Genomic DNA, 20,947 nt, shown 5'->3' on the forward strand with positions numbered 1-20,947 from the left:
CCTGAAGGGCGGCCGGCACGGCGGAGCACCACGATGGCGTCCGTCCATGCTGCTTGTGACGAGGGGAACACGAACAACGGGTTGGCCTTGCTGGCAGTCATGCCGTTACCGGCGACGAACGGTCATTCGGCCTCGGCCCGGGCGCTGTCGTCTGCCCGTGGAAACAGGGGATTGCCGCAGCGCGAGCAGAACGCTGCGGCGGCCTCGTGGCTGCCTTTGGCGCAGGCCGGGCAGGGCTTGTCCAGTTGCCCCGGCGGGCGCTCCGGGCGCATGGCGTTGTGCAACTCGGCGCTGAAGATGCCTGTGGGCACGGCGATGATCGAATAGCCGGTGAGCATCACCAGGCTGGCGATGGCCTGGCCCAGCGGCGTTTTCGGGGTGATGTCGCCGAAGCCCACGGTGGTCAGGGTGACGATGGCCCAGTAGATGCTGCGCGGAATACTGGTGAAGCCGTGCTCGGGGCCCTCGACTACGTACATCAGCGAGCCGAACACCGTCACCAGGCTCATTACCGAGAGGAAGAACACGGTGATCTTCTGCCGGCTGCCGCGTAGCGCCGTGAGCAGGAAATCGGCCTGGCGCAGGTACTGGCGCAGCTTGAGGATGCGGAAGATGCGCAGCAGCCGTACCACGCGCACCACCAGCAGGTACTGGGCATCGGGGTAGAACAGCGCGATGACGCCAGGCAGCACCGCCAGCAGATCGATCAGCCCGTAGAAGCTCAAGGCATAGCGCAGTGGTTTGGGCGAGCAGTACAGGCGCAGCAGGTATTCGATCAGGAACAACCCGCTGATGAACCATTCGACACCGCTGAGCAGGCTGCCGAATTGCTGGTGGATGCGTCCGACGCTGTCGAGGAAGGCCACCAGCAGGCTGGCGAGGATGAACACCAGCAGCGCACTGTCGAAGCGTCGTCCGGCGATGGTGTCGGACTGGAAGATGATGACGTAGAGACGCTGGCGCCAGTTGGGAGAGTCGGCCATGGGGGAATCCGCAGAGGCGATTCAGACACCTTAGCCGAGATGCGCCGGGGTGGCCGCAGCCACCCCGGTCCGCGTCTGGGAAGGCCCGGTCAGGCGCGTTCGCCTGCCGAGGGTTCGTCCACGTCGCCCTCGGCGATGCAGGCCGCAGCGGTGAACAGCACGTCGGTGGATGAGTTCAGTGCGGTCTCGGCCGAGTCCTGGAGGATGCCGATGATGAAGCCGACCGCCACCACCTGCATCGCCACCTCGCTGGAGATACCGAACAGGCCGCAGGCCAGCGGGATCAGCAGCAGCGAGCCGCCGGCCACGCCGGACGCGCCGCAGGCGCAGACCGAAGCGACCACGCTGAGCAGGATGGCTGTGGGCAGGTCCACGGCTATCCCTAAGGTGTGTACCGCCGCCAGCGTCAGCACGCTGATGGTGATGGCGGCGCCAGCCATGTTGATGGTCGCGCCCAGCGGGATCGACACCGAGTAGGTGTCCTCGTGCAGGCCCAGGCGTTCGCACAGTTGCAGGTTGACCGGGATGTTGGCTGCCGAGCTGCGGGTGAAGAAGGCGGTGATGCCGCTTTCGCGCAGGCACAGCAGCACCAGCGGATAGGGGTTGCGGCGGATCTTGCTGAAGACGATCAGCGGGTTGACCACCAGCGCCACGAACAGCATGCAGCCCAGCAGCACGGCCAGCAGGTGCAGGTAGCCGAGCAACGCGTCGAAGCCGGATTCGGCGATGGTGCCGGCCACCAGGCCGAAGATGCCCAGTGGGGCGAAGGCGATTACCACGCGGACGATCAGGGTCACGCCGCCTGCCATGTCATCGAGCAGGTCGCGGGTGCTCTGGCGAGCGTGGCGCAACGCGATGCCCAGGCCGATGGCCCAGGCGAGGATGGCGATGAAGTCGGCTTCCAGCAGCGCCTTCACCGGGTTGGTGGTGACGCTGAACAGCAGGGCACGCATGACTTCACCGATGCCACCGGGCGGCGCCAGTTCGCTGGTCGGCGCGCTCAGCACCAGGGTGGAGGGGAACGTGAAGCTGGCGATCACCGCGACCACCGCTGCCGAGAAGGTACCGATCAGGTACAGCAGCAGGATCGGCCGGATGTGGGTGCGCTGGCCCTGCTTGTGGTTGGCGATGGAGGCCATCACCAGCACCAGGACCAGTACCGGCGCCACGGCCTTCAGGGCGGAGATGAACAGTTTGCCGAGCAGGCTGGCCGCGATCGCGCCTTGCGGCCAGAGCACCGCGAGGGCGATGCCGCAGAGCATGCCGATGAAGATCCGCAGGACCAGGCTGGTGCCCTTGAGCCGCTGCAGGAGGGTGGGAGTTGGAAGCGTCATGACATCGTTCGCTGCTGGAAGTGGGATCGCCCCGGCGGGCCGGGTGCGAGAGGGCGCGGATTATGCCGTCTGAGGGCGGCGAATGCGCGGCAATCCGTCGATTGATCGGTCAGGTTGGGCTTCTTCAGGTGTCTGGGCGAGTCTGGACGGCCAGGCGCGAGCTGGCATTGATCCATGCCGGTCACTTGGGGAAAAGTGGCTGTCAGCCGAGGTCGGCGAAGGATTCAGGGTCCAGGTCGATACCGGCAACCCGCTGCACGGCGCCGCGCATGGTCACCTGGAAGTGATCGTCGACGCGGATCTGCAGCAGCCCGCCAGCCAGGTGCAGTTCGATCTTCTCGTCACACAGGCCGAGCCGGCGTGCCACCGAGGCGGCGGCGCAGCTGCTGGTACCCGACGACAGCGTGTAGCCGGCGCCGCGCTCCCAGATTTCCACGCGCAGCGCATCGCGAGCGAGCCATTGGACGAACTGCACGTTGCTGCGGCGGGGGAACAGCGGGTGGTTTTCCAGCAGCGGACCAAGACGGCGGGCCAGCTCGGGGCTGGTCTGTTCGACGAAGACCACGCAGTGCGGATTGCCCATGGAAACGGCGTTGATCTTCAGCGACACGCCGTCGACTTCCAGTGGATAGTCCAATGCCTCGGGGGCATCGATCAGTACCGGAATCCGTGCACAGGCGAACTCGGCGTGGCCCATGGAAACCTCCACGCTGCAGCCCTCGTCGAACACCTGGCTGGTAACGGTGCCACCGGCGGTGACGATGTCGAACGGCTGTCCGGCAACCAGTCCGCAGTCCCATAAATAGCGGGAGAAGATGCGCAGGCCGTTGCCACTCTTCTCCGCTTCGGAGCCGTCCGGGTTGAGGATGCGCAGGCCGAAGGCGCTGTCACTGTGATTCGCCAGCAGGATGCCGTCGGAACCGATGCCGAAGTGGCGGTCGCAGACCCGGCCGATCTGCGCCGACGTCAGGGCAAAGGGTGCCTTGCCGGCGTACACCAGATAGTCATTGCCCAAAGCCTGGTATTTCACGAAGTGCATGGTCGCGGTCCGTCGCCAGTGGGGAGGCCCCGACTATACACGCGGCCCGGTGCTTTCCGTTCCCTGGCTCAGCAGCGCATCCAGCACGCGCTGGCCGAGGATCACCAGCCAGCAGGCGAGGATGAAGGGCGCGGTGAAGGCGGGCAGGCCGACCCGCGCAAAGCATGGCTGCAGCAGCACCGCCAGGAGGATGCCGCACAATGGCGCCAGGGGGCTGCGGAAGCGCAGCGCCAGGGCGATCCCGGCCAGTGCGCCGTTCAGCCCGAGCAGCCCGGCCTCAGCGGAGGCGGCAGGCAGGCCGAACAGCGGCGCGATGGCCAAGGCGCCCGCGGCGCCGACCAGCGCCCAGAACGCGGCGCGACGATCCGCCAGCAGCAGGCCGAGGGCGATGGTCAGGCCGGCGAGTGGTTCGCCGAGGAAGATCACCTCGCCGAAGCCCAGCGTCGTCGAGTCCAGCAACGGGTTCACCGTGCCGCAAGACAGGCAGGCGGTCGCGGCCGCCGGCGCGAAGCCAAGGGCCTGGCCCAGCGTCACCGACACCCAGCCCAGCAGCACGAAGGCCGAGGTATAGGCCGGTAGGCCGAAGCGCTGGCGTGACTGGCGCAGCAGCACGGCCTGCACCGCCACGCTGGTGAGGATGGCGGCGATGGTCAGCATCACCAACCCCAGCGACCACTGGAACACGAAGGGCAGCAGCAGGCCGATGAGGATCGGGTTGTAGTCGTGCAGGCCGGCGTCGATGTCGGCGTGCGGCTCGCGCACGAAGCGCGCAGTGAGCGGGCCGAGCAGGGCACCGAGCAAGGCGCCGGGTAGCAGCTGCGGTGCGGCCCAGGCAATGGTCAGCAGCAGGATCAGGCCGAAACGGGCGTCGGCCTGCAGGTAGATCTGGCCGAAGCCGATCAGCCGGGTGCGGAGCTGATGTTTCCAGGAGAGGGGGTTCAGGTGCATGGGGATACAGGGCAGGTTGAATGGGGCTCCGCAGCGCTTCGCTGGGTGTGGGGCGTCGTGGCCCCATCGACGAGCAGTGCGTGAGCATTGTGTGACGCCGCCATACGGGGCCGCGCCACGGGGTTGGAAAAAGAAAAGAGGCTGCCGGCGGGATCGCCGCCAACAGCCTCAAAGTTCCATGGCCAGCATTGGGAGTTGCTGCGTGGGGGCCATGGACCGACAAGCATTCGGTGCTCATGTTTCTGCTGCTGAAGCACTCAGTAGCAAGGTCAAACCCGGACGGACGGGGACGCGGCCCCGTATTCCCGGCCCCGTCCGTCCGGGAGTGACTCGGTGCGGAGGCACGCTGTCGCGCGTGGCTCCTGAACTCGGTGTTTCTCCTGTCAGATCGCTGTCCCTCACCCCAGCCCTGGCTGCGCGCCCCGCTCCAGAGGGAGAGGGAGCAGGTCGGCGTGGCTGCCAGATCAGTGCTACCCGGATAACTCCTTTGCAGCACGGTATCTACAATGAGCGCCTTGTCCCGACGTCGCTCCGGACGGCTCCCTCTCCCTCCGGGAGAGGGCTGGGGTGAGGGCGCTCTTGCCGCTCTAAACCTTAAGCCCCCAATGCCGGCGCCACCGTCTCGATGCGCAGCATATTGGTGCTGCCCGGCTGGCCGAAGGGCACGCCGGCGGTGATCACCACGGTGTCGCCACGGCGCGCCATGCGCTGGGCCAGGGCGATGTCCAGGGCGGTGGAGCAGATCTCGTCGACATGGGCGAGCTGCGCATTGACCACCGAGTGGACGCCCCAGGCCACGGTCAGGCGGCGGGCGGATTTCAGTTGCGGGGTGAGGCTGAGGATCGGTGCCTTGGGCCGCTCGCGGGAGGCGCGCAGGGTCGAGGCGCCGGACTCGGTGTAGTTCACCAGCACCGCCACCGGCAGGATGCGGCTGATCCGGCGGATCGCGCAGCTGATGGCGTCGGAGACGGTGGCGTCCGGTTCCGGGCGGTTGATCTCCAGGGTCGCCTGGTAGTCCGGCTCGGCTTCGACCTGGCGGATGATCTTCGCCATCATCTCCACCGCTTCACGCGGGTACTGGCCCGAGGCGCTTTCGGCGCTGAGCATCACGCAGTCGGCGCCTTCGCTGACGGCGTTGGCCACGTCGGTCACTTCGGCGCGGGTCGGCGCCGGGGAGAAGCGCATCGATTCGAGCATCTGCGTTGCGACCACCACCGGGCGGCCGAGCTGGCGGCAGACCTGGATGATGCGCTTCTGGATGCCTGGCACGCTCTCGGCCGGCATCTCCACGCCCAGATCGCCACGGGCGACCATGATCGCGTCGGAGAGGCGGGCGATGGCTTCGATGGACTGCACCGCCGAAGGTTTCTCGATCTTGGCCATGAGGAAGGCCTTGTCGCCGATCAGCGCGCGAGCTTCTTCGATGTCTTCGGGGCGCTGCACGAAGGACAGGGCGACCCAGTCCACACCCAGCTCCAGGCCGAATTCCAGGTCACGGCGGTCCTTGGCGGTCAGCGGGCTGAGCTTGAGCACGGCCTCGGGGACGTTGACGCCCTTGCGGTCGGACAGTTCGCCGCTGTTCATCACGCGGGTCTCGATGGCATCGCTGTGGGCATTGAGCACCTGCAGGCGAATCTTGCCGTCGTCCAGCAGCAGGCTCATGCCCGGTTCCAGCGCCTGGATGATTTCCGGGTGGGGCAGCATGACACGCTGGGCATCGCCCGGTGCGTCGTTGAGGTCGAGGGTGAAGGTCTGGCCCTTCTCCAGTTGCACCGCGCCCTCGGCGAAACGGCCCACGCGCAGCTTCGGCCCTTGCAGGTCCATGAGAATGCCGATGGGGTAGTTCAGTTCGGCTTCCACTTCGCGCACCCAGGCGAAACGCTGGGCGTGGTCGCTGTACTCGCCGTGGCTGAAGTTCAGGCGGAACAGGTTGGCGCCGGCTTCCACCAGGGCGCGGATGTCGTCGCGGCTTTTGATCGCCGGGCCCAGGGTCGCCAGAATCTTTACTTTTTTATCCGGAGTCATAATCAGGCTCGAATCAGGTTATTTCGTGGCCGCGTTGCTGGGTAAGCGTTCGCCAGGCTAGACGCGGAATGCAGCTAATGGCGTTCCCTTCGCCGACGCATGGCGAACGCTGACACGCAACCCGAAGGGACGGGGCCAGCTTGTCGCAGTGCGGCGTTGCTCGTTGGTCATCTGGAATCACCAAATCTCTCTCCTCGCGCCTCGCCCTGCGACAAGCTGGCCTCCGTCGCGGCCGACGAAATCACCTGATTCGAGCCTGCATTCTCGAGGACCAGGATGGCGCGGAAGTCGTTGACGTTGGTGCGGGTCGGCTTGGTGATCACCAGGTCGCCCAGTTCGGCGAAGAAGCCGTAGCCGTTGTTGTTGTCCAGTTCGTGCAGCGGGTTCAGGCCGGCCTTGAGGGCGCGGCTGTAACTGCACGGGCTCATCAGGGCACCGGCGTTGCTTTCCATGCCGTCGATGCCGTCGGTGTCCCCCGCCAGGGCCCAGATGTTCGGTTCACCTTTCAGGTCGGCGGTGAGGCTGAGGAGAAACTCGGCGTTGCGTCCGCCACGGCCGTTGCCGCGCACGGTGACGGTGGTCTCGCCACCGGAGAGGATCAGGCACGGCGCCTTCAGCGGCTGGCCATGCTTGCGAACCTGTCGGGCGATGCCGGCGTGGACCTTGGCCACCTCGCGGGATTCGCCTTCCAGGTCGCCGAGGATCAGTGTCGGAATGCCAGCGGCTTCGGCCTTGGCGGCTACCGCGTCGATGGCATGCTGGGGCGTGGCGATCAGCTTGAAGTGGCTGCGCGACAGGCATTCGTCACCGGGCTTTACCGTTTCCGAGCGCGGGTCTTCCAGCCAGGCGCGCACGTTCGCCGGGACTTCGATGGCGTAGCGCTTGAGGATCGCCAGGGCGTCGGCCGAGGTGGTCGGGTCGCCCACGGTGGGGCCGGAGGCAATTACCGTGGCTTCGTCGCCGGGCACATCGGAAATCGCGTAGGTGTACACACTGGCCGGCCAGCAGGCACGCGCCAGGCGACCGCCCTTGATGGCGGAGAGGTGCTTGCGCACGCAGTTCATTTCGCTGATGGCGGCGCCGGATTTCAGCAGTGCCTTGTTCACGCTGCGCTTGTCGTCGAGGCTGATGCCTTCGGCCGGCAGGGCGAGCAGGGCAGAGCCGCCGCCGGAGAGCAGGAAGATCACCCGGTCGTTCTCGGAGAGGCCGCTGATCAGCTCCAGCACGCGACGGGCAACGCGTTCGCCGGCGTCGTCCGGTACCGGGTGCGAGGCCTCCACCACTTCGATGCTGCGGCACTGCGCACCGTAGCCGTAGGGCGCGACGACCAGGCCTTCGACCTGGCCGTTCCAGTGTTGCTCGGCGACTTCGGCCATGGCCCCGGCGGCCTTGCCGGCGCCGATGACGATGGTGCGGCCACCTTTATCGGTGGGCAGGTGCTGCGCCAGTACCTGGGCCGGGTGCGCGGCGGCAATGGCGGTGTCGAACAGCTCGCGCAGGAAGGCGCGTGGGTCCAGGCTCATGACAGGCTCCCGTGATTCTTGTTGTGGTGTATCCATGGCTCAGTCGCCTTGAGGAAGGAGACTCAGCGATGGATTCGAACGCCCCGGCCGGCAAGGCCGTGATTCCCACCGGCCGGGTGTTCGAGTCGCTTTGCAGCATGGCGGGCGACGCCACTCCCATAACCTCGCCCGTCACCTTGCTCTGGCTGGCGCATAACGCCGTTGGCGTTATCCGCCCTACGCCTTGCTTTCGTAGGATGGCTGGAGCTTGCGATACCCATCACCCAGTGGTGCCGGGATCGATGGGTATCGCTGCGCCCCACGCCATCCTGCGGGCGTGCTTCTTCAGTCCTTGCGGATGGAGAAGTTGGCCATGTGCTCCAGGCCCTTGATCAGGCCGGAGTGGTCCCAGTTGCTGCCGCCGATGGCCGCGCAGGTGCTGAACACCTGCTGGGCGTTGGCGGTGTTGGGCAGGTTCAGGCCCAGTTCGCGCGCGCCGGCCAGGGCCAGGTTGAGGTCCTTCTGGTGCAGGCTGATGCGGAAGCCCGGATCGAAGGTGCCTTTGACCATGCGGTCGCCGTGCACTTCGAGGATGCGCGAGGAGGCGAAGCCGCCCATCAGCGCTTCACGCACCTTGGCCGGGTCGGCGCCGTTCTTGGCGGCGAACAGCAGGGCTTCGGCGACGGCCTGGATGTTCAGGGCGACGATGATCTGGTTGGCCACCTTGGCGGTCTGGCCATCGCCATTGCCGCCGACGCGGGTGATGTTCTTGCCCATGGCCTGGAACAGCGGCAGGGCGCGTTCGAAGGTGTTCGGGCAGCCGCCGACCATGATGCTCAGCGAAGCGGCCTTGGCGCCGACTTCACCGCCGGAGACCGGGGCGTCCAGATATTGCGCACCGGTGGCCTTGATCTTCTCGGCGAAGGTCTTGGTGGCGGTGGGGGAGATCGAGCTCATGTCGATCACCACCTTGTTCGGACCCACGCCCTCGGCGATGCCGTCCTTGCGGAACAGTACGTCTTCGACCTGCGGGGTGTCCGGGACCATCACGATGATGAACTCGGCTTCCTGGGCGACTTCCTTCGGGTTGGCCAGGGCGACGGCGCCGCCGCTGGCCAGCTCGGCCGGAGCGGCATCGTGATGGGTGGAAACGAAGATCTGGTGACCTGCTTTCTGCAGGTTCAGCGCCATGGGCAGGCCCATGATGCCGGTGCCGATGAATCCGATTTTGGCCATGAGGAATTCTCCTGGTTGTTCTTGTTGGGTTTCGGCTCCCCGCGTACCCAGGGAGTCGATGTGCAGGCCGTAGGATGGGTGGAGCTTGCGATACCCATCACCAAGTGGTGCCGGGGTCGATGGGTATCGCTGCGCTCCACGCCATCCTACGAAGTGAGTCGGGTCACACGACGTTGTGGCTCTTCAGCCAGCCAAGGCCGGCTTCGGTGGTGGTCTTGGGCTTGTATTCGCAGCCGACCCAGCCGCGGTAACCAACGCGGTCCAGGTGGTCGAACAGGAAGCGGTAGTTGATCTCGCCGGTGCCCGGCTCGTGGCGGCCGGGGTTGTCGGCCAACTGCACGTGGTTGATCGAGGCGAGGTTCTTCTCGATGGTCCGCGCCAGGTCACCTTCCATGATCTGCATGTGGTAGATGTCGTACTGCAGGAACAGGTTGGCGCTGCCGACCTTCTCGCGGATGTCCTGGGCCTGCCGGGTGGTCTGCAGGTAGAAGCCGGGAATGTCGATGGTGTTGATCATTTCCATGACCAGCTTGATGCCCGCGGCTTCGAGCTTGCCGGCCGCGTACTCGAGGTTGTTCAGGAAGGTGTTCTCGATGGTCGCGCAGTCGTAGCCCTGCGGACGGATGCCGGCCAGGCAGTTGACCTGGGTGTTGCCCAGGACCTTGGCGTAGGCGATGGCCTTGTCGACACCGGCGCGGAATTCCTCGACGCGGTCCGGGTGGCAGGCGATGCCGCGCTCGCCCTTGGCCCAATCGCCGGCAGGCAGATTGAACAGCACTTGCTCGAGCTTGTTGGCGTCCAGGCGGGCCTTGATCACCTCGGCCTCGACGTCATACGGAAAAAGGTACTCGACACCGCTGAAACCGGCGCGTGCGGCGGCGTCGAAGCGGTCGAGGAAGTCCACCTCGGTGAACAGCATGGACAGGTTGGCGCAGAAACGGGGCATGGGGTCACTCCTGTTGAACGGGTGGTGCGTGGTGCTCGGCTTCTTTTTGAAAGAGAGCAGGGGGTGGGGGACTCTCCGCCAGGAAATGTCCACCCCCAGCTCCTCCCCGCAGGGAGGAGTCGTTCGGTTCTATCAGTCCAGCAGCGAGATGGCAGTCGGTGCGTCGACGCCTTTCAGAGCCAGCTCTTCGAACTCGTTGACCGCGTTGATCTCGGTACCCATGGAGATGTTGGTAACGCGCTCCAGGATGACCTCGACCACCACCGGTACACGGTGCTGCTGCATCAGCTCGCGAGCCTGGGCGAAGGCCGCGCCGATCTGGTTCGGATCGAACACGCGGATTGCCTTGCAACCCAGACCTTCCACCACCGCGACGTGGTCCACGCCGTAGCCGTTGAGTTCTGGCGCGTTGACGTTGTCGAAGGCCAACTGCACGCAGTAGTCGATTTCGAAGCCGCGCTGTGCCTGGCGAATCAGGCCCAGGTAGGAGTTGTTCACCAGCACGTGGATATACGGCAGGTTGAACTGCGCGCCGGCGGCCAGCTCTTCGATCATGAACTGGAAGTCGTAGTCGCCCGACAGCGCGACGACCTGGCGACTCGGGTCGGCCTTGACCACGCCCAGCGCTGCCGGAATGGTCCAGCCCAGCGGGCCGGCCTGGCCGCAGTTGATCCAGTGGCGCGGCTTGTACACGTGCAGGAATTGCGCGCCGGCGATCTGCGACAGACCGATGGTGCTGACGTAGCAGGTGTCCTTGCCGAAAAACTCATTCATCTCCTCGTAGACGCGCTGCGGCTTGACCGGCACGTTGTCGAAGTGGGTCTTGCGCTGCATCGTGCGCTTGCGCTCGCGGCAGGACTCGACCCAGGCGCTGCGGTCCTTCAGCTTGCCGGCGGCTTTCCACTCGCGGGCCACTTCCAGGAACACGTCCAGGGCGGAGCCGGCGTCGGAGACGATACCCAGGTCCGGGGTGAAGACGCGGCCGATCTGGGTCGGTTCGATGTCCACGTGGACGAACTTGCGGCCAGCGGTGTAGACGTCGACCGAACCGGTGTGACGGTTGGCCCAGCGGTTGCCGATGCCGAACACCATGTCCGATTCCAGCACGGTGGCGTTGCCGTAGCGGTGCGAGGTTTGCAGGCCGCACATGCCGGCCATCAGCGGGTGATCGTCGGGGATGGTGCCCCAGCCCATCAGGGTCGGGACCACCGGCACGCCGGTCAGCTCGGCGAATTCCACCAGCTTGTCGGAAGCGTCGGCGTTGATGATGCCGCCGCCGGCGCAGAGCAGCGGGCGCTCGGCGTCATTGAGCAGGGCCAGGGCTTTTTCGGCCTGGGCGCGGGTGGCCTTGGGCTTGTTGACCGCCAGCGGCTCGTAGGCGTCGATGTCGAATTCGATCTCGGCCATCTGCACGTCGAACGGCAGGTCGATCAACACCGGGCCGGGGCGGCCGCTGCGCATTTCGAAGAAGGCCTTCTGGAAGGCGTAGGGCACCTGGCCCGGCTCCAGCACGGTGGTCGCCCACTTGGTGACTGGCTTGACGATGCTGGTGATGTCCACGGCCTGGAAGTCTTCCTTGTGCATGCGCGCACGGGGAGCCTGGCCGGTGATGCAGAGGATCGGGATGGAGTCGGCGGAAGCCGAGTACAGGCCGGTGACCATGTCGGTGCCGGCCGGGCCGGAGGTGCCGATGCACACGCCGATGTTGCCGGCGTTGGTGCGGGTGTAGCCCTCGGCCATATGCGAGGCGCCTTCCACGTGGCGGGCCAGGACGTGATCGATGCCACCGAGTTTCTTCATGGCCGCGTACATGGGGTTGATGGCGGCGCCCGGTACGCCGAAGGCGGTATCGACACCTTCGCGACGCATGACGAGTACGGCAGCCTCGATTGCTCTCATTCTGGCCATATTTTGTTCCTCGGTTCTTATACTGATTGTGTACAAAAGTTGAGGCGATTCTAGGCAGGCAATTCGACGAAGGTCAAGACGGGTTGTATACGAGGGACTGAGCGGTCATTTTTCGCTGAAAGCCGCCTACTGCGCTGGTTTCGGAGAAAACCTGAACGCAGGGTCAAACTATCGTTTGAAAAAATGTATACAAAAATAGATGCATATTGTCCTTTTAAGTTGCTTTGGGTGAGACCTTCGGCTACTAGATTGCGTACAGATTTCTGATACGCGTGTGCGCAGCATTCATCTGTGTGCATGGCGCGGCCCCGGCTTATCGACCTTGACCTGCCTTATCAACTTGAAGAGGAAAACCTCATGAGCACCCTGAGTCTGGAAACCGCACTGGACATCACCCGTCACGCCCTGGTGGCCAGTCGCGAGCTGTCCACCGCACCGCTGACCATCGCCGTGCTGGACGCTGGCGGACACCTGTTGAGCCTGCAGCGTGAGGACGGCGCGAGCATGCTTCGCCCGCAGATCGCCATCGGCAAGGCGTGGGGCGCGGTGGCGCTGGGCAAGTCGTCGCGGGTGCTGGCGGCGGACGCCCAGCAGCGCCCATCGTTCATTGCCGCGGTGAATACGCTGGCGCAGGGCAATGTGGTGCCGGCGCCGGGTGGCGTGCTGATCCGCAATTCGGCCAATGAAGTGATCGGCGCCATCGGCATCAGCGGCGATGTCTCGGATATCGATGAGCAGTGCGCGATCCGCGGTGTGCAGGCGCTGGGCCTGGTCGCTGACGCGGGCTGATCGAAGAAGGGAAGGGCGCGCGTTCGTCGCGCGCCTGGCCGAATTTGTAGGAGCGAGCTTGCTCGCGAACCGCCAAATGCGCCGGATGTATCAGGTGTAAAGCGGGTTCGCGAGCAAGCTCGCTCCTACGCGTTTCCGCGGCACCGGTAGGATGGGTGGAGCGAAGCGATACCCATGCGGCAGCGGTTGAAAACCGTTAGATCGACAACGGCCGCAAACGCCCCTGCGGCTTGGGCTCGCTGCCGTTGTCCGGCGCGGTGCCGCGCAGCACCAGGCGAGTGATGGTCTCGGTGGCCGCTTCGAAATCCGCGTCGCTCAGGCTGGTCTTACCGGTGACCATGGAGATCTGCCAGTCGAAATCGGCGTAGGTCTGGGTTGCTGCCCAGATGGTGAACAGCAGGTGGTGCGGGTCCACCGGCGCCAGCAGGCCGCGGTCGATCCAGCTCTGCAGGCAGGCAATGTTGCGCTGGGCCTGGGCGTTCAGCTCGTCCAGATACTCTTTGGGCAGGTGCGGCGCACCGTGCATCAGTTCACTGGCGAACACCTTGGAGGCATGCGGCAGCTCCTGGGAAATCTTCACCTTGGAGCGGATATAGGCACGCAGCGCCTCGCTCGGTTCATCGTCCTCGCGGAACGGCGCAGAGGCCTGCAGTAAAGGCTCCACCACGCTTTCCAGCACGCTGCGGTAGAGGTTTTCCTTGGACTGGAAGTAGTAGTAGACGTTGGGCTTGGGCAGCCCGGCGCGAGCGGCGATGTCGCTGGTCTTGGTCGCCGCGAAACCCTTCTCGGCGAATTCCTCGCTGGCTGCGCGCAGGATCAGGCGGCGGTTACGCTCGCGAATGCTGGTCATTGGCTGGTCTTCTTTCTTGTATTGCGTGGTCACCCAACTAAGCCGGGCATGGTAGCACCGGGCTCCGGAAGCCCTCAACTCAGGCGCTTGTACGCATTTTCCTGACTCGTGGGTCGGTTTTCTGTGTACAGCAGCGTAGTTCTGAGGTATTTCTAGCGCACTTTCGTTCGGCACCTGCCATCCGGAACCCCAATGTCCGATTCCCAGTTGGTCGACCCCTTCGGTCGACGCATCACCTACCTGCGCCTGTCGGTCACCGACCGCTGCGACTTCCGCTGCACCTATTGCATGAGCGAAGACATGCAGTTCCTGCCGCGCGACCAGGTGTTGAGCCTGGAAGAACTGGAGGCGGTGGCCGATGCGTTCATCGGCCTGGGCGTGAAGCGCATCCGCATCACCGGCGGCGAGCCGCTGGTGCGCAAGGGCCTGGCCGGCCTGCTGGCGCGCCTGGGCGCTCGGCCTGAACTGGACGACCTCTCCATCACCACCAATGGCTCGCAGCTGCGTGAGCGCGCGGCGGAACTGCGTGCTGCCGGCGTGCGCCGTCTGAACATCAGTCTGGATTCCCTGCGCCGCGAGCGCTTCGCCGCCTTCACCCGTTCCGACAAGCTGGAGCAGGTGCTCGATGGCATCGACGCTGCGCGGGAAGCCGGCTTCGAGCGCATCAAGCTCAACGCTGTGGTGCAGAAGGGTCGCAACGACGACGAAGTCGGCGACCTGGTGGAGTTTGCCCTGGCCAAGGGTATCGATATCAGCTTCATCGAGGAGATGCCGCTGGGCAGCGTCAGCAGCCACGAGCGCAAGCAGACGCTGTGCAGCAGCGATGAAGTCCGTGCGCAACTTGCCGAGCGCTGGCAGTTGCTGCCCACGCCCGAGCGCAGCGGCGGGCCTTCGCGCTACTACCGTATCGACGGCTACGCCAGTCGCATCGGCTTCATCTCCCCGCACAGCCACAACTTCTGTGGCGACTGCAATCGGGTACGGGTGACTGCCGAAGGCAAGCTGGTGCTCTGCCTCGGCCATGAAGGCGCGCTGGACCTGCGCCAGCTGCTGCGCGAACACCCTGGCGACAGCGTGCGTCTGCGCGAAGCGCTGATGCAGGCGCTGCAGCTCAAGCCCGAACGTCACCACTTCGAAGCGGATCAGCAAGTACAGGTGCTGCGCTTCATGAGCATGACCGGCGGCTGAGTCCGCCACGGCGGGTTGCCTGACCTGCCCGATAGAACAACAACACGTCACAAGGAGAGTCGTTTGAAGCTCAAGGCCTTCTGCTGGGCGCTCGCCAGCATCCTGTCCCCCGTCATTTCCGCTCCTGTCGTGGCGCAGACCTACGTGGTCGGCGTCGAGAACCTTCCCTTCGCCCCGCACTACAGCACCGATGCCCAGGGCAATTACCACGGCTTCGCCCGTGATGTGCTGGATCTGTTCGCCAGCAGCAGCGGCATCAGCCTGGAATACCGCCCGCTGCCAGTGGATGCGCTGTTGCCGGCGCTGCTCTCCGGCGCGGTCGATCTCAAGTATCCCGACAATCCCGACTGGGCACCTGAACAGAAGGCCGGCAAGACCCTGCGCTATAGCCAGCCGGTGACGCAGTACGTCGATGGCGTGCTGGTGGCGCCGGAGCGACTGGGGCAGGGCATCGGCGCGCTGAAGCGGCTGGCGCTGGTGGAAGGCTGGACGCCGCGGGGCTACGAGGCGCCGATCCAGGCCGGGCAGATCAGCCTGGCGCCCAGCGCCGACCTGCGGCAGATGGTGCATGCCGCGCTGAAGAAACAGGCCGACGGCGCCTACTTCAATGTGGTGGTCGCCACTTACTACCTGGACAACATTCGCGCCAAGCCCGGCGCGCTGGTGTTCGATCCTTCGCTACCGCATACCCGCAGCACGTTCCACCTTTCCAGCGTGAAGCAGGGCGAACTGATCCAGCGCTTCGACCGCTTCCTCGTCGACCATGCCAAGGAGGTCGCCGCGCTCAAGGCCAAGTATGGCGTCGAGGCGAGCCTGGACTCCGAGCACCTGGGCGTCGAGCAGTGGAAGGTGGATTTCCTCGAGCGGCAGAAAGCGAAACAGAAGTCGCCGTAAGTTGCCATCTTCCCTAGAATCGCCGCTGTCGTTTGCGCGCCAGCCGTAGGGAGGATGAAGTGCGCCGCGCTTTGTTCATCTGTAGCCGCAACCGCTTGCGCAGTCCCACTGCCGAAGTTGTCTTCGCCAACTGGCCGGAGGTCGAGACCGACTCCGCCGGTCTGGCCCTGAACGCGGAGGTACTGCTGGGTGTCGAGCAGCTGGAATGGGCCGATCTGGTGTTCGTCATGGAGCGCCGGCGTCGGCAGGCGTTGCTGCGCCGATTCCCCGTGGCGATGCGCGGCAAGCGCCTGGTGTGCCTGGATATCCCCGATGACTACGACTACCTGCAGCCCGAGCTGGTGCGGGTTCTCGAACTCAAGGTCGGGCCTCTTCTGCGGCAGGGGCAGGCGTGAGCGCAGTCCGTATTGCACTCCGGGATGCAGTGCTGGTCTGCCCGGGGTTCCGTATCCAGGCCCAGCCCGAGCCTTCGCTGGAAATCGATGGCGACCTGCTCTGGGCGCTGGAGCAGCCGCAATGGTGTGAGCTGGCCGTGTCGCTGGAAGAGCGCGGCGGCGGGTTGTGGATTGTGCCGCTGCCGCTTGCGCAGCAGGCGGGGTTCGATCCGCAGCGGGTGATCGGCTGGCGTGATGAGCCTGTGCGCATCGTGGAGCCCGAAGGCGTCGAGGATGCCGAGGCCGCCATCCATTGGTGGCGCGGTGGGATGGTCGAAGACGTGCGCGGGCGCGTCAGTCATCACCCTTGGGGGCGACTGCTGCGTCTTGAAGGGCCGGGAATCGGTCCTGAGCACATACTCTTTCCCCGTGGTCTCGGCTGCGTCTATCTCGGCCATCTGCACACCGACTGGCGCCAGTTGCGGATCGAGCCGAGTTCCTGAGTTCGGCGCACGCCAAGATTTCCGGAACCGAAGCGCAGCGGTCGCAGCCTAAATCTGCACTGTCCCAGCGAGGTGCTCCGCATGGCCACCGAAAAACCGCCCGCTCGCGGCGCAGCCCAGTCGCGGCCGCGTAGCAAAGGCAGCGACTCTGCCGCAAAGCGCAAGACCGCACCGCGCACCCAGGCCCGGGAGTCGAAGGCGAGCGGCGATACCGCGGACGATCTTTCTGCCGAAGAGCGTCGCAAAGTCGAGAAGAGCCAGCCGCCCCGCGCGCTGGTACTGCACGAAGTCATTCGCCTGCAAGGCAATCACGAACTGGAGCGCACACTGGCGGCGCTCTGGTGGTCGGCGCTGGCCGCCGGGCTGACCATTGGCCTGTCGTTGATGGCCATGGGGCTGTTCCGCGCGCGTCTGCCGGACCACGACATGGCGGTGATCACTACCAGTCTCGGCTACCCGGTCGGCTTCCTGGCAATCATCCTCGCACGCCAGCAACTGTTCACCGAGAACACCCTGACGGCGGTACTGCCGGTGATGAGCGAGCCGACCCTGGAGAAGTTCGGCCAGTTGCTGCGCCTGTGGTCGGTGGTACTGCTGGGCAATATCGTCGGCGCGCTGTTGTTCGCCTACGGCATGCTGCACCTGCCGATCTTCGATACCAAGGCGGATCAGGCATTCCTTGAGATCGGCCGCGAGGTCATGGAGAACGACCATTGGCAGATGTTTTCCAAGGGCATCGTCTCCGGCTGGATGATCGCCACCATGGTCTGGCTGGTACCGGCGGCGGAGAACGCCAAGGTGTGGATCATCTTCCTGGTCACCTACCTGATGGCCTTGGGCAGCTTCAGCCACATCGTGGTCGGCACCTGCGAGGTGGGCTACCTGATGTTCGCCGGGGAAGTGGGGCTGGCGGCGTTCGTCATCGATTTCGCCTTGCCGACGCTGGTGGGCAACATCGTCGGCGGTAGTCTGATATTCGCCCTGATGAGCCACGCCCAGGTACGCAGCGATACGTCGCCGCCGGAGAAGTCTCCGAAAAGAAAAACGGCGCCCTGAGGCGCCGTTTTTTTCGTGCGGCGTGAAGCGAGGCGTCAGATGCCCAGCTTGTCGCGCATGGTGTAGTACCAGGCACCGATCGCGGAGAACGGCACCTGGAACATGCGGCCGCCCGGGAACGGGTAATGCGGCAGGGTGGCGAAGGCGTCGAAGCGCTCGGCCTGGCCGCGCAGCACTTCGGCCAGCAGCTTGCCCGCCAGGTGGGTGTAGGTCACGCCGTGACCCGAACAGCCCTGGGAGTAATAGATGTTGTCGCCGATACGGCCAACCTGCGGCAGGCGCGAAAGCGTCAGCAGGAAGTTGCCGGTCCAGGCGAAGTCGATCTTCACGTCTTTCAGCTGCGGGAAGACCTTGAGCATTTTCGGACGAATGATCGCCTCGATGTTCGACGGATCGCGCGCGCCGTAGACCACGCCGCCGCCGAAGATCAGGCGGTTGTCGCCGGTCAGGCGGTAGTAGTCGAGCAGGTAGTTGCAGTCCTCGACGCAGTAGTCGGTCGGCAGCAGCGACTTGGCCAGGTCGGCGCTCAGCGGCTCGGTGGTGATCACCTGGGTGCCGCACGGCATGGACTTGGAAGCCAGCTCCGGCACCAGGCCGCCGAGGTAGGCGTTACCGGCTACCACGATGAACTTGGCTTTCACGCGGCCCTTCGGGGTGTGTACCACCGGGTTGGCGCCACGGTCGATCTTCACGGCAGGGGACTGCTCGTGGATCACGCCGCCCAGGGATTCCACGGCCGCGGCTTCGCCCAGGGCGAGGTTCAGCGGGTGAATGTGGCCGCCGCTCATGTCGAGCATGCCGCCGACATAGCTGTCGGTGCCGACGACTTCGCGGATGCGCTTGGCGTCCATCAGTTCCAGCTGGGTGTGGCCGAAGCGTTCCCACAGCTTTTTCTGCGACTCCAGGTGGCCCATCTGCTTGGCGCTGAGGGCTGCGAACACGCCGCCGTCCTTCAGGTCGCACTGGATGTTGTACTTGGCGATGCGCTCGCGAATGATGCGGCCGCCTTCGAAGGCCATGTCGCCCAGCAGCTTGGCCTGCTTGGCGCCGACGGTGCGCTCGATGACGTCGATGTCGCGGCTATAGCTGTTGACGATCTGGCCGCCGTTACGGCCCGACGCACCGAAGCCGACCTTGGCGGCTTCCAGTACGGTGACCTTGAAACCGTTTTCCAGCAGGAACAGGGCGGTCGACAGGCCGGTGTAGCCAGCGCCGATCACGCAGACATCGGTTTCCACCTCGCCCTGCAGTTCAGGACGGGCCGGGACCGGGTTGGCCGAAGCTGCGTAATAGGAAGAGGGGTAGGAAGTGTGCGGCATAATGCACCTGTGTTTGTTATTTTTTACGAGATGTGCGGATGCTACCTGAGTCGAATCTGGCCGGCTAGTGCCCGTGCAAAATAATTTACGGACGGTCGAACATAAAAAAATTCACTTTTTCAGTGGCTTAGCTGAAAAAAGTGCTTGACCGGTGAAAACGATCGCGTAGAATGCGCCCCACACGACAGGCACATAGCTCAGTTGGTTAGAGCACCACCTTGACATGGTGGGGGTCGTTGGTTCGAGTCCAATTGTGCCTACCAAACAAAATCGCTGCGGCGATTTCAAAAAGGGCGATCCGAAAGGATCGCCCTTTTTGTTTGCCCGCAGGAAAGCTGTCGACCCGCGGTAACGGCTGGTGTGCCTGCTATGGTGTCCACTTGGGATGTCTCGGAGGTGGTGATGGGCGGTCTGCGATTCTGGTGGGTGCTCGGAGCTCTGTTGGTGCCGTTGCCTGCGTTGGCTGAAATGCAGGTGATCTGGCCGCAGGGCTGGGAGGTTTCGCGCTCGCCTGCGGATGTGGCGGCCGATGCGCCGGTGGTTCGCCAGCGCGGCGTGCGCGTGGCTGAGGATGGTTCTCAGGAGTTGGTAATGGAGGTGACGCGCAGTCGCCTTGGTTCCGGCGTCACTGTCAGTGTCGAGAATGTCATCGTCGAGATGCGCAAGGCGCTGCAGAAGGATTTCATGCGCCAGGGGTTTCAGGCTGCATGTAGCAAGCCGCTGGATGCCAGGCTCGGCGGGTTCGACGGTCTGGAGGTGCGCTGTGGCATCAGCCAGAACGGCACTGAGGTTCTGAAGCAGACTGTTCAGGTTGCGCTGGGTGAGGGGGCGGCTTACTCACTGACCTACGCGGCGCTGTCAGAGCGTTATGCGGACCTGGCGGGAGAGATTGAATCGGTGAAGGCGGGGATCAGCCTGCGCTGATTGCTTCCTTATATAGAAGGCAGAAAAGCAAAAGCCCCGCTCATGCGGGGCTTTTTCGTTTTCAGGCTCAGGCAGCGATGGTGGCTTGCACTCGCTGGATAACCGCGTTCAGCGGGGCTTCGCCCAGGTATTGCTGGGGGTAGAGGCGTTCGGTGTGCTTGGCAATGCCATGCTCGTTCACCAGAGTGAAGCTGAAGCCGTGCTTGCGCTTGGCCTGGATGACGCAGTTCAGAGGGGCGAAGGCCGCCGAAAGGGTGCGAATCGCCTCCTGGATTTGCAGGGAGGTTTTCATTGTCTTGTCTTTCCAAATAGGTAACGGTCCTATGACCGTTGAATTCGTCAAAAGCTCCGGGTGCGATCTGAGAATGCAGAAGGCGTGTGACCGGAATATGGCAGCGATTGGAAACTTCGGGGTCTGGTCGCGTCAGGCTGCGGCGTTGGGTCGGGCAGGTGTTCTGACGTGGGGCGCTGGTCGCTCGGGCAAATGTTCCTGGCGCGGTTGGCGCGCTCTGGAATCGATGCGGAGGATGCGCTGGCCGTGGCCCTGTAGAGCCCAGCTTCTGCCCTGGATCGGGTAGGGAGTGCTGGGAGGGGCGACCTTGGGTTTGGTGTTCGCTCTGGCGATTATAAGGATTTCTGCTGGCGATGGCTAGTTTTTATACAGCCGTCGGTCAGTGCGAGGTGGGCGAGTGGGGATTCCGCGGAGCGGGAGCGCTCCGCGGAAGCTCAGTCCTATTGCAGCCAGGACTCCACGGTGTCGCCACCGTACTGTTGTTTCCAGGCCTTCAGGGTCTTGTGGTTGCCACCCTTGGTCTCGATGGTTTCACCATTGTGCGGGTTCTTGTAAACCTTCAGTTGGCGAGTGCGGCGCGGCGGCTGCGCGCTGGCAGGTTCGGCGGAAGTCTGCGGGTCGAGAATGTCGATGACATTGCGCAGGTTCATGCCGTACTGGTCCATCAAGGCTTGCAGTTGATCCTTGAACTCCAGTTCTTTCTTCAGGCCGCCATCGCTCTTGAGTTTTTCGAGCAGCGCGAGTTGCTCCTGGAGTTTGCGCTCGGCTTCGCGGAATTCCGCAAGTTTGGACATCTGGTTGCTCCCGTATGTAGGGTTGATTAGTACGGCGTGATTC

Annotated in this window: 19 protein-coding genes, 1 tRNA gene and 1 pseudogene; 8 read left to right on the forward strand and 13 right to left on the reverse strand. The window is 64.5% G+C overall.

Annotated elements, in window-relative coordinates; translation table 11 throughout:
* Positions 1–122: 122 nt before the first annotated feature.
* The 9 genes and pseudogenes from L6D89_RS22290 to gcl form a co-directional block, all read right to left on the reverse strand.
* Complete coding sequence (locus L6D89_RS22290) at positions 123–983, reverse strand: ion transporter (RefSeq protein WP_236174979.1); 861 nt, start codon at positions 981–983, stop codon at positions 123–125.
* 89 nt (positions 984–1,072) lie between these two features.
* The gene (gene sstT / locus L6D89_RS22295; RefSeq protein ID WP_236201201.1) at positions 1,073–2,317 is read right to left on the reverse strand and encodes a serine/threonine transporter SstT; all 1,245 of its coding nucleotides are present in this window, start codon (positions 2,315–2,317) and stop codon (positions 1,073–1,075) included.
* Between the two features lie 202 nt (positions 2,318–2,519).
* Entirely contained in the window at positions 2,520–3,356 is an 837-nt protein-coding gene (dapF, locus tag L6D89_RS22300) for a diaminopimelate epimerase (protein WP_236201202.1), read from the reverse strand.
* 33 nt (positions 3,357–3,389) lie between these two features.
* Positions 3,390–4,304 (reverse strand): urea transporter, encoded by a 915-nt coding sequence (locus tag L6D89_RS22305; protein WP_236201203.1) that lies wholly within the window; start codon positions 4,302–4,304, stop codon positions 3,390–3,392.
* A gap of 594 nt (positions 4,305–4,898) precedes the next feature.
* Positions 4,899–6,329, reverse strand: a complete 1,431-nt coding sequence (gene pyk, locus L6D89_RS22310) for a pyruvate kinase (protein ID WP_236174983.1) — start codon at positions 6,327–6,329, stop codon at positions 4,899–4,901.
* A 260-nt stretch (positions 6,330–6,589) separates the two neighbouring features.
* Positions 6,590–7,852 (reverse strand): annotated as a pseudogene (locus L6D89_RS22315) (glycerate kinase type-2 family protein); the annotation flags it as partial.
* A 324-nt stretch (positions 7,853–8,176) separates the two neighbouring features.
* A complete protein-coding gene (locus L6D89_RS22320) occupies positions 8,177–9,067 on the reverse strand; it encodes a 2-hydroxy-3-oxopropionate reductase (RefSeq protein ID WP_045217803.1) in 891 nt (296 codons plus the stop codon).
* A gap of 163 nt (positions 9,068–9,230) precedes the next feature.
* On the reverse strand, positions 9,231–10,013 hold the full coding sequence (gene hyi, locus L6D89_RS22325) for a hydroxypyruvate isomerase (RefSeq protein WP_236201204.1): 783 nt from the start codon (positions 10,011–10,013) through the stop codon (positions 9,231–9,233).
* A 132-nt stretch (positions 10,014–10,145) separates the two neighbouring features.
* Complete coding sequence (gcl, locus tag L6D89_RS22330; RefSeq protein ID WP_236201205.1) at positions 10,146–11,921, reverse strand: glyoxylate carboligase; 1,776 nt, start codon at positions 11,919–11,921, stop codon at positions 10,146–10,148.
* 357 nt (positions 11,922–12,278) lie between these two features.
* Between gcl and L6D89_RS22335 the strand changes: the two genes are divergently transcribed.
* A complete protein-coding gene (locus L6D89_RS22335; RefSeq protein ID WP_081518101.1) occupies positions 12,279–12,710 on the forward strand; it encodes a GlcG/HbpS family heme-binding protein in 432 nt (143 codons plus the stop codon).
* Positions 12,711–12,906: 196 nt separating this feature from the next.
* Here the strand turns inward: L6D89_RS22335 and L6D89_RS22340 are convergent, their stop codons facing one another.
* The gene (locus L6D89_RS22340) at positions 12,907–13,560 is read right to left on the reverse strand and encodes a TetR/AcrR family transcriptional regulator (RefSeq protein ID WP_236174987.1); all 654 of its coding nucleotides are present in this window, start codon (positions 13,558–13,560) and stop codon (positions 12,907–12,909) included.
* A gap of 192 nt (positions 13,561–13,752) precedes the next feature.
* Here L6D89_RS22340 and moaA point away from each other — a divergent pair, with 192 nt between their 5' ends.
* The 5 genes from moaA (at position 13,753) to L6D89_RS22365 (ending at position 17,575) form a co-directional block, all read left to right on the forward strand.
* The gene (gene moaA, locus L6D89_RS22345) at positions 13,753–14,748 is read left to right on the forward strand and encodes a GTP 3',8-cyclase MoaA (RefSeq protein ID WP_236201206.1); all 996 of its coding nucleotides are present in this window, start codon (positions 13,753–13,755) and stop codon (positions 14,746–14,748) included.
* 63 nt (positions 14,749–14,811) lie between these two features.
* Entirely contained in the window at positions 14,812–15,642 is an 831-nt protein-coding gene (locus tag L6D89_RS22350) for a substrate-binding periplasmic protein (protein WP_236201207.1), read from the forward strand.
* A gap of 59 nt (positions 15,643–15,701) precedes the next feature.
* Positions 15,702–16,037 carry a low molecular weight protein tyrosine phosphatase family protein gene (locus tag L6D89_RS22355; RefSeq protein WP_236201208.1) on the forward strand — a complete coding sequence of 112 codons (336 nt, stop codon included), beginning with the start codon at positions 15,702–15,704 and terminating at the stop codon, positions 16,035–16,037.
* Positions 16,034–16,519 (forward strand): hypothetical protein, encoded by a 486-nt coding sequence (locus L6D89_RS22360; RefSeq protein WP_236174991.1) that lies wholly within the window; start codon positions 16,034–16,036, stop codon positions 16,517–16,519. The genes L6D89_RS22355 and L6D89_RS22360 overlap by 4 nt, the downstream gene beginning before the upstream one ends.
* A gap of 81 nt (positions 16,520–16,600) precedes the next feature.
* On the forward strand, positions 16,601–17,575 hold the full coding sequence (locus tag L6D89_RS22365) for a formate/nitrite transporter family protein (RefSeq protein WP_236201209.1): 975 nt from the start codon (positions 16,601–16,603) through the stop codon (positions 17,573–17,575).
* A 35-nt stretch (positions 17,576–17,610) separates the two neighbouring features.
* On the opposite strand, the gene L6D89_RS22370 is transcribed toward L6D89_RS22365, so the two are convergent.
* Positions 17,611–18,894 carry an NAD(P)/FAD-dependent oxidoreductase gene (locus L6D89_RS22370; protein WP_045217794.1) on the reverse strand — a complete coding sequence of 428 codons (1,284 nt, stop codon included), beginning with the start codon at positions 18,892–18,894 and terminating at the stop codon, positions 17,611–17,613.
* Positions 18,895–19,080: 186 nt separating this feature from the next.
* Here L6D89_RS22370 and L6D89_RS22375 point away from each other — a divergent pair.
* A tRNA-Val gene (locus L6D89_RS22375) sits at positions 19,081–19,157 on the forward strand.
* Positions 19,158–19,296: 139 nt separating this feature from the next.
* Positions 19,297–19,818, forward strand: coding sequence for a DUF4946 domain-containing protein (locus L6D89_RS22380; RefSeq protein ID WP_236201210.1), 522 nt, complete (start codon positions 19,297–19,299; stop codon positions 19,816–19,818).
* A gap of 67 nt (positions 19,819–19,885) precedes the next feature.
* Here the strand turns inward: L6D89_RS22380 and L6D89_RS22385 are convergent, their stop codons facing one another.
* Both L6D89_RS22385 and L6D89_RS22390 read right to left on the reverse strand, forming a co-directional pair.
* Positions 19,886–20,110, reverse strand: a complete 225-nt coding sequence (locus L6D89_RS22385) for a hypothetical protein (protein ID WP_236174994.1) — start codon at positions 20,108–20,110, stop codon at positions 19,886–19,888.
* A 440-nt stretch (positions 20,111–20,550) separates the two neighbouring features.
* On the reverse strand, positions 20,551–20,904 hold the full coding sequence (locus L6D89_RS22390; RefSeq protein ID WP_236201211.1) for a histone-like nucleoid-structuring protein, MvaT/MvaU family: 354 nt from the start codon (positions 20,902–20,904) through the stop codon (positions 20,551–20,553).
* Between the last annotated feature and the right edge of the window lie 43 nt (positions 20,905–20,947).

The organism is Pseudomonas pseudonitroreducens, assembly GCF_021603645.1.
In the GTDB taxonomy this organism is placed as follows: Bacteria; Pseudomonadota; Gammaproteobacteria; order Pseudomonadales; family Pseudomonadaceae; genus Pseudomonas; species Pseudomonas pseudonitroreducens.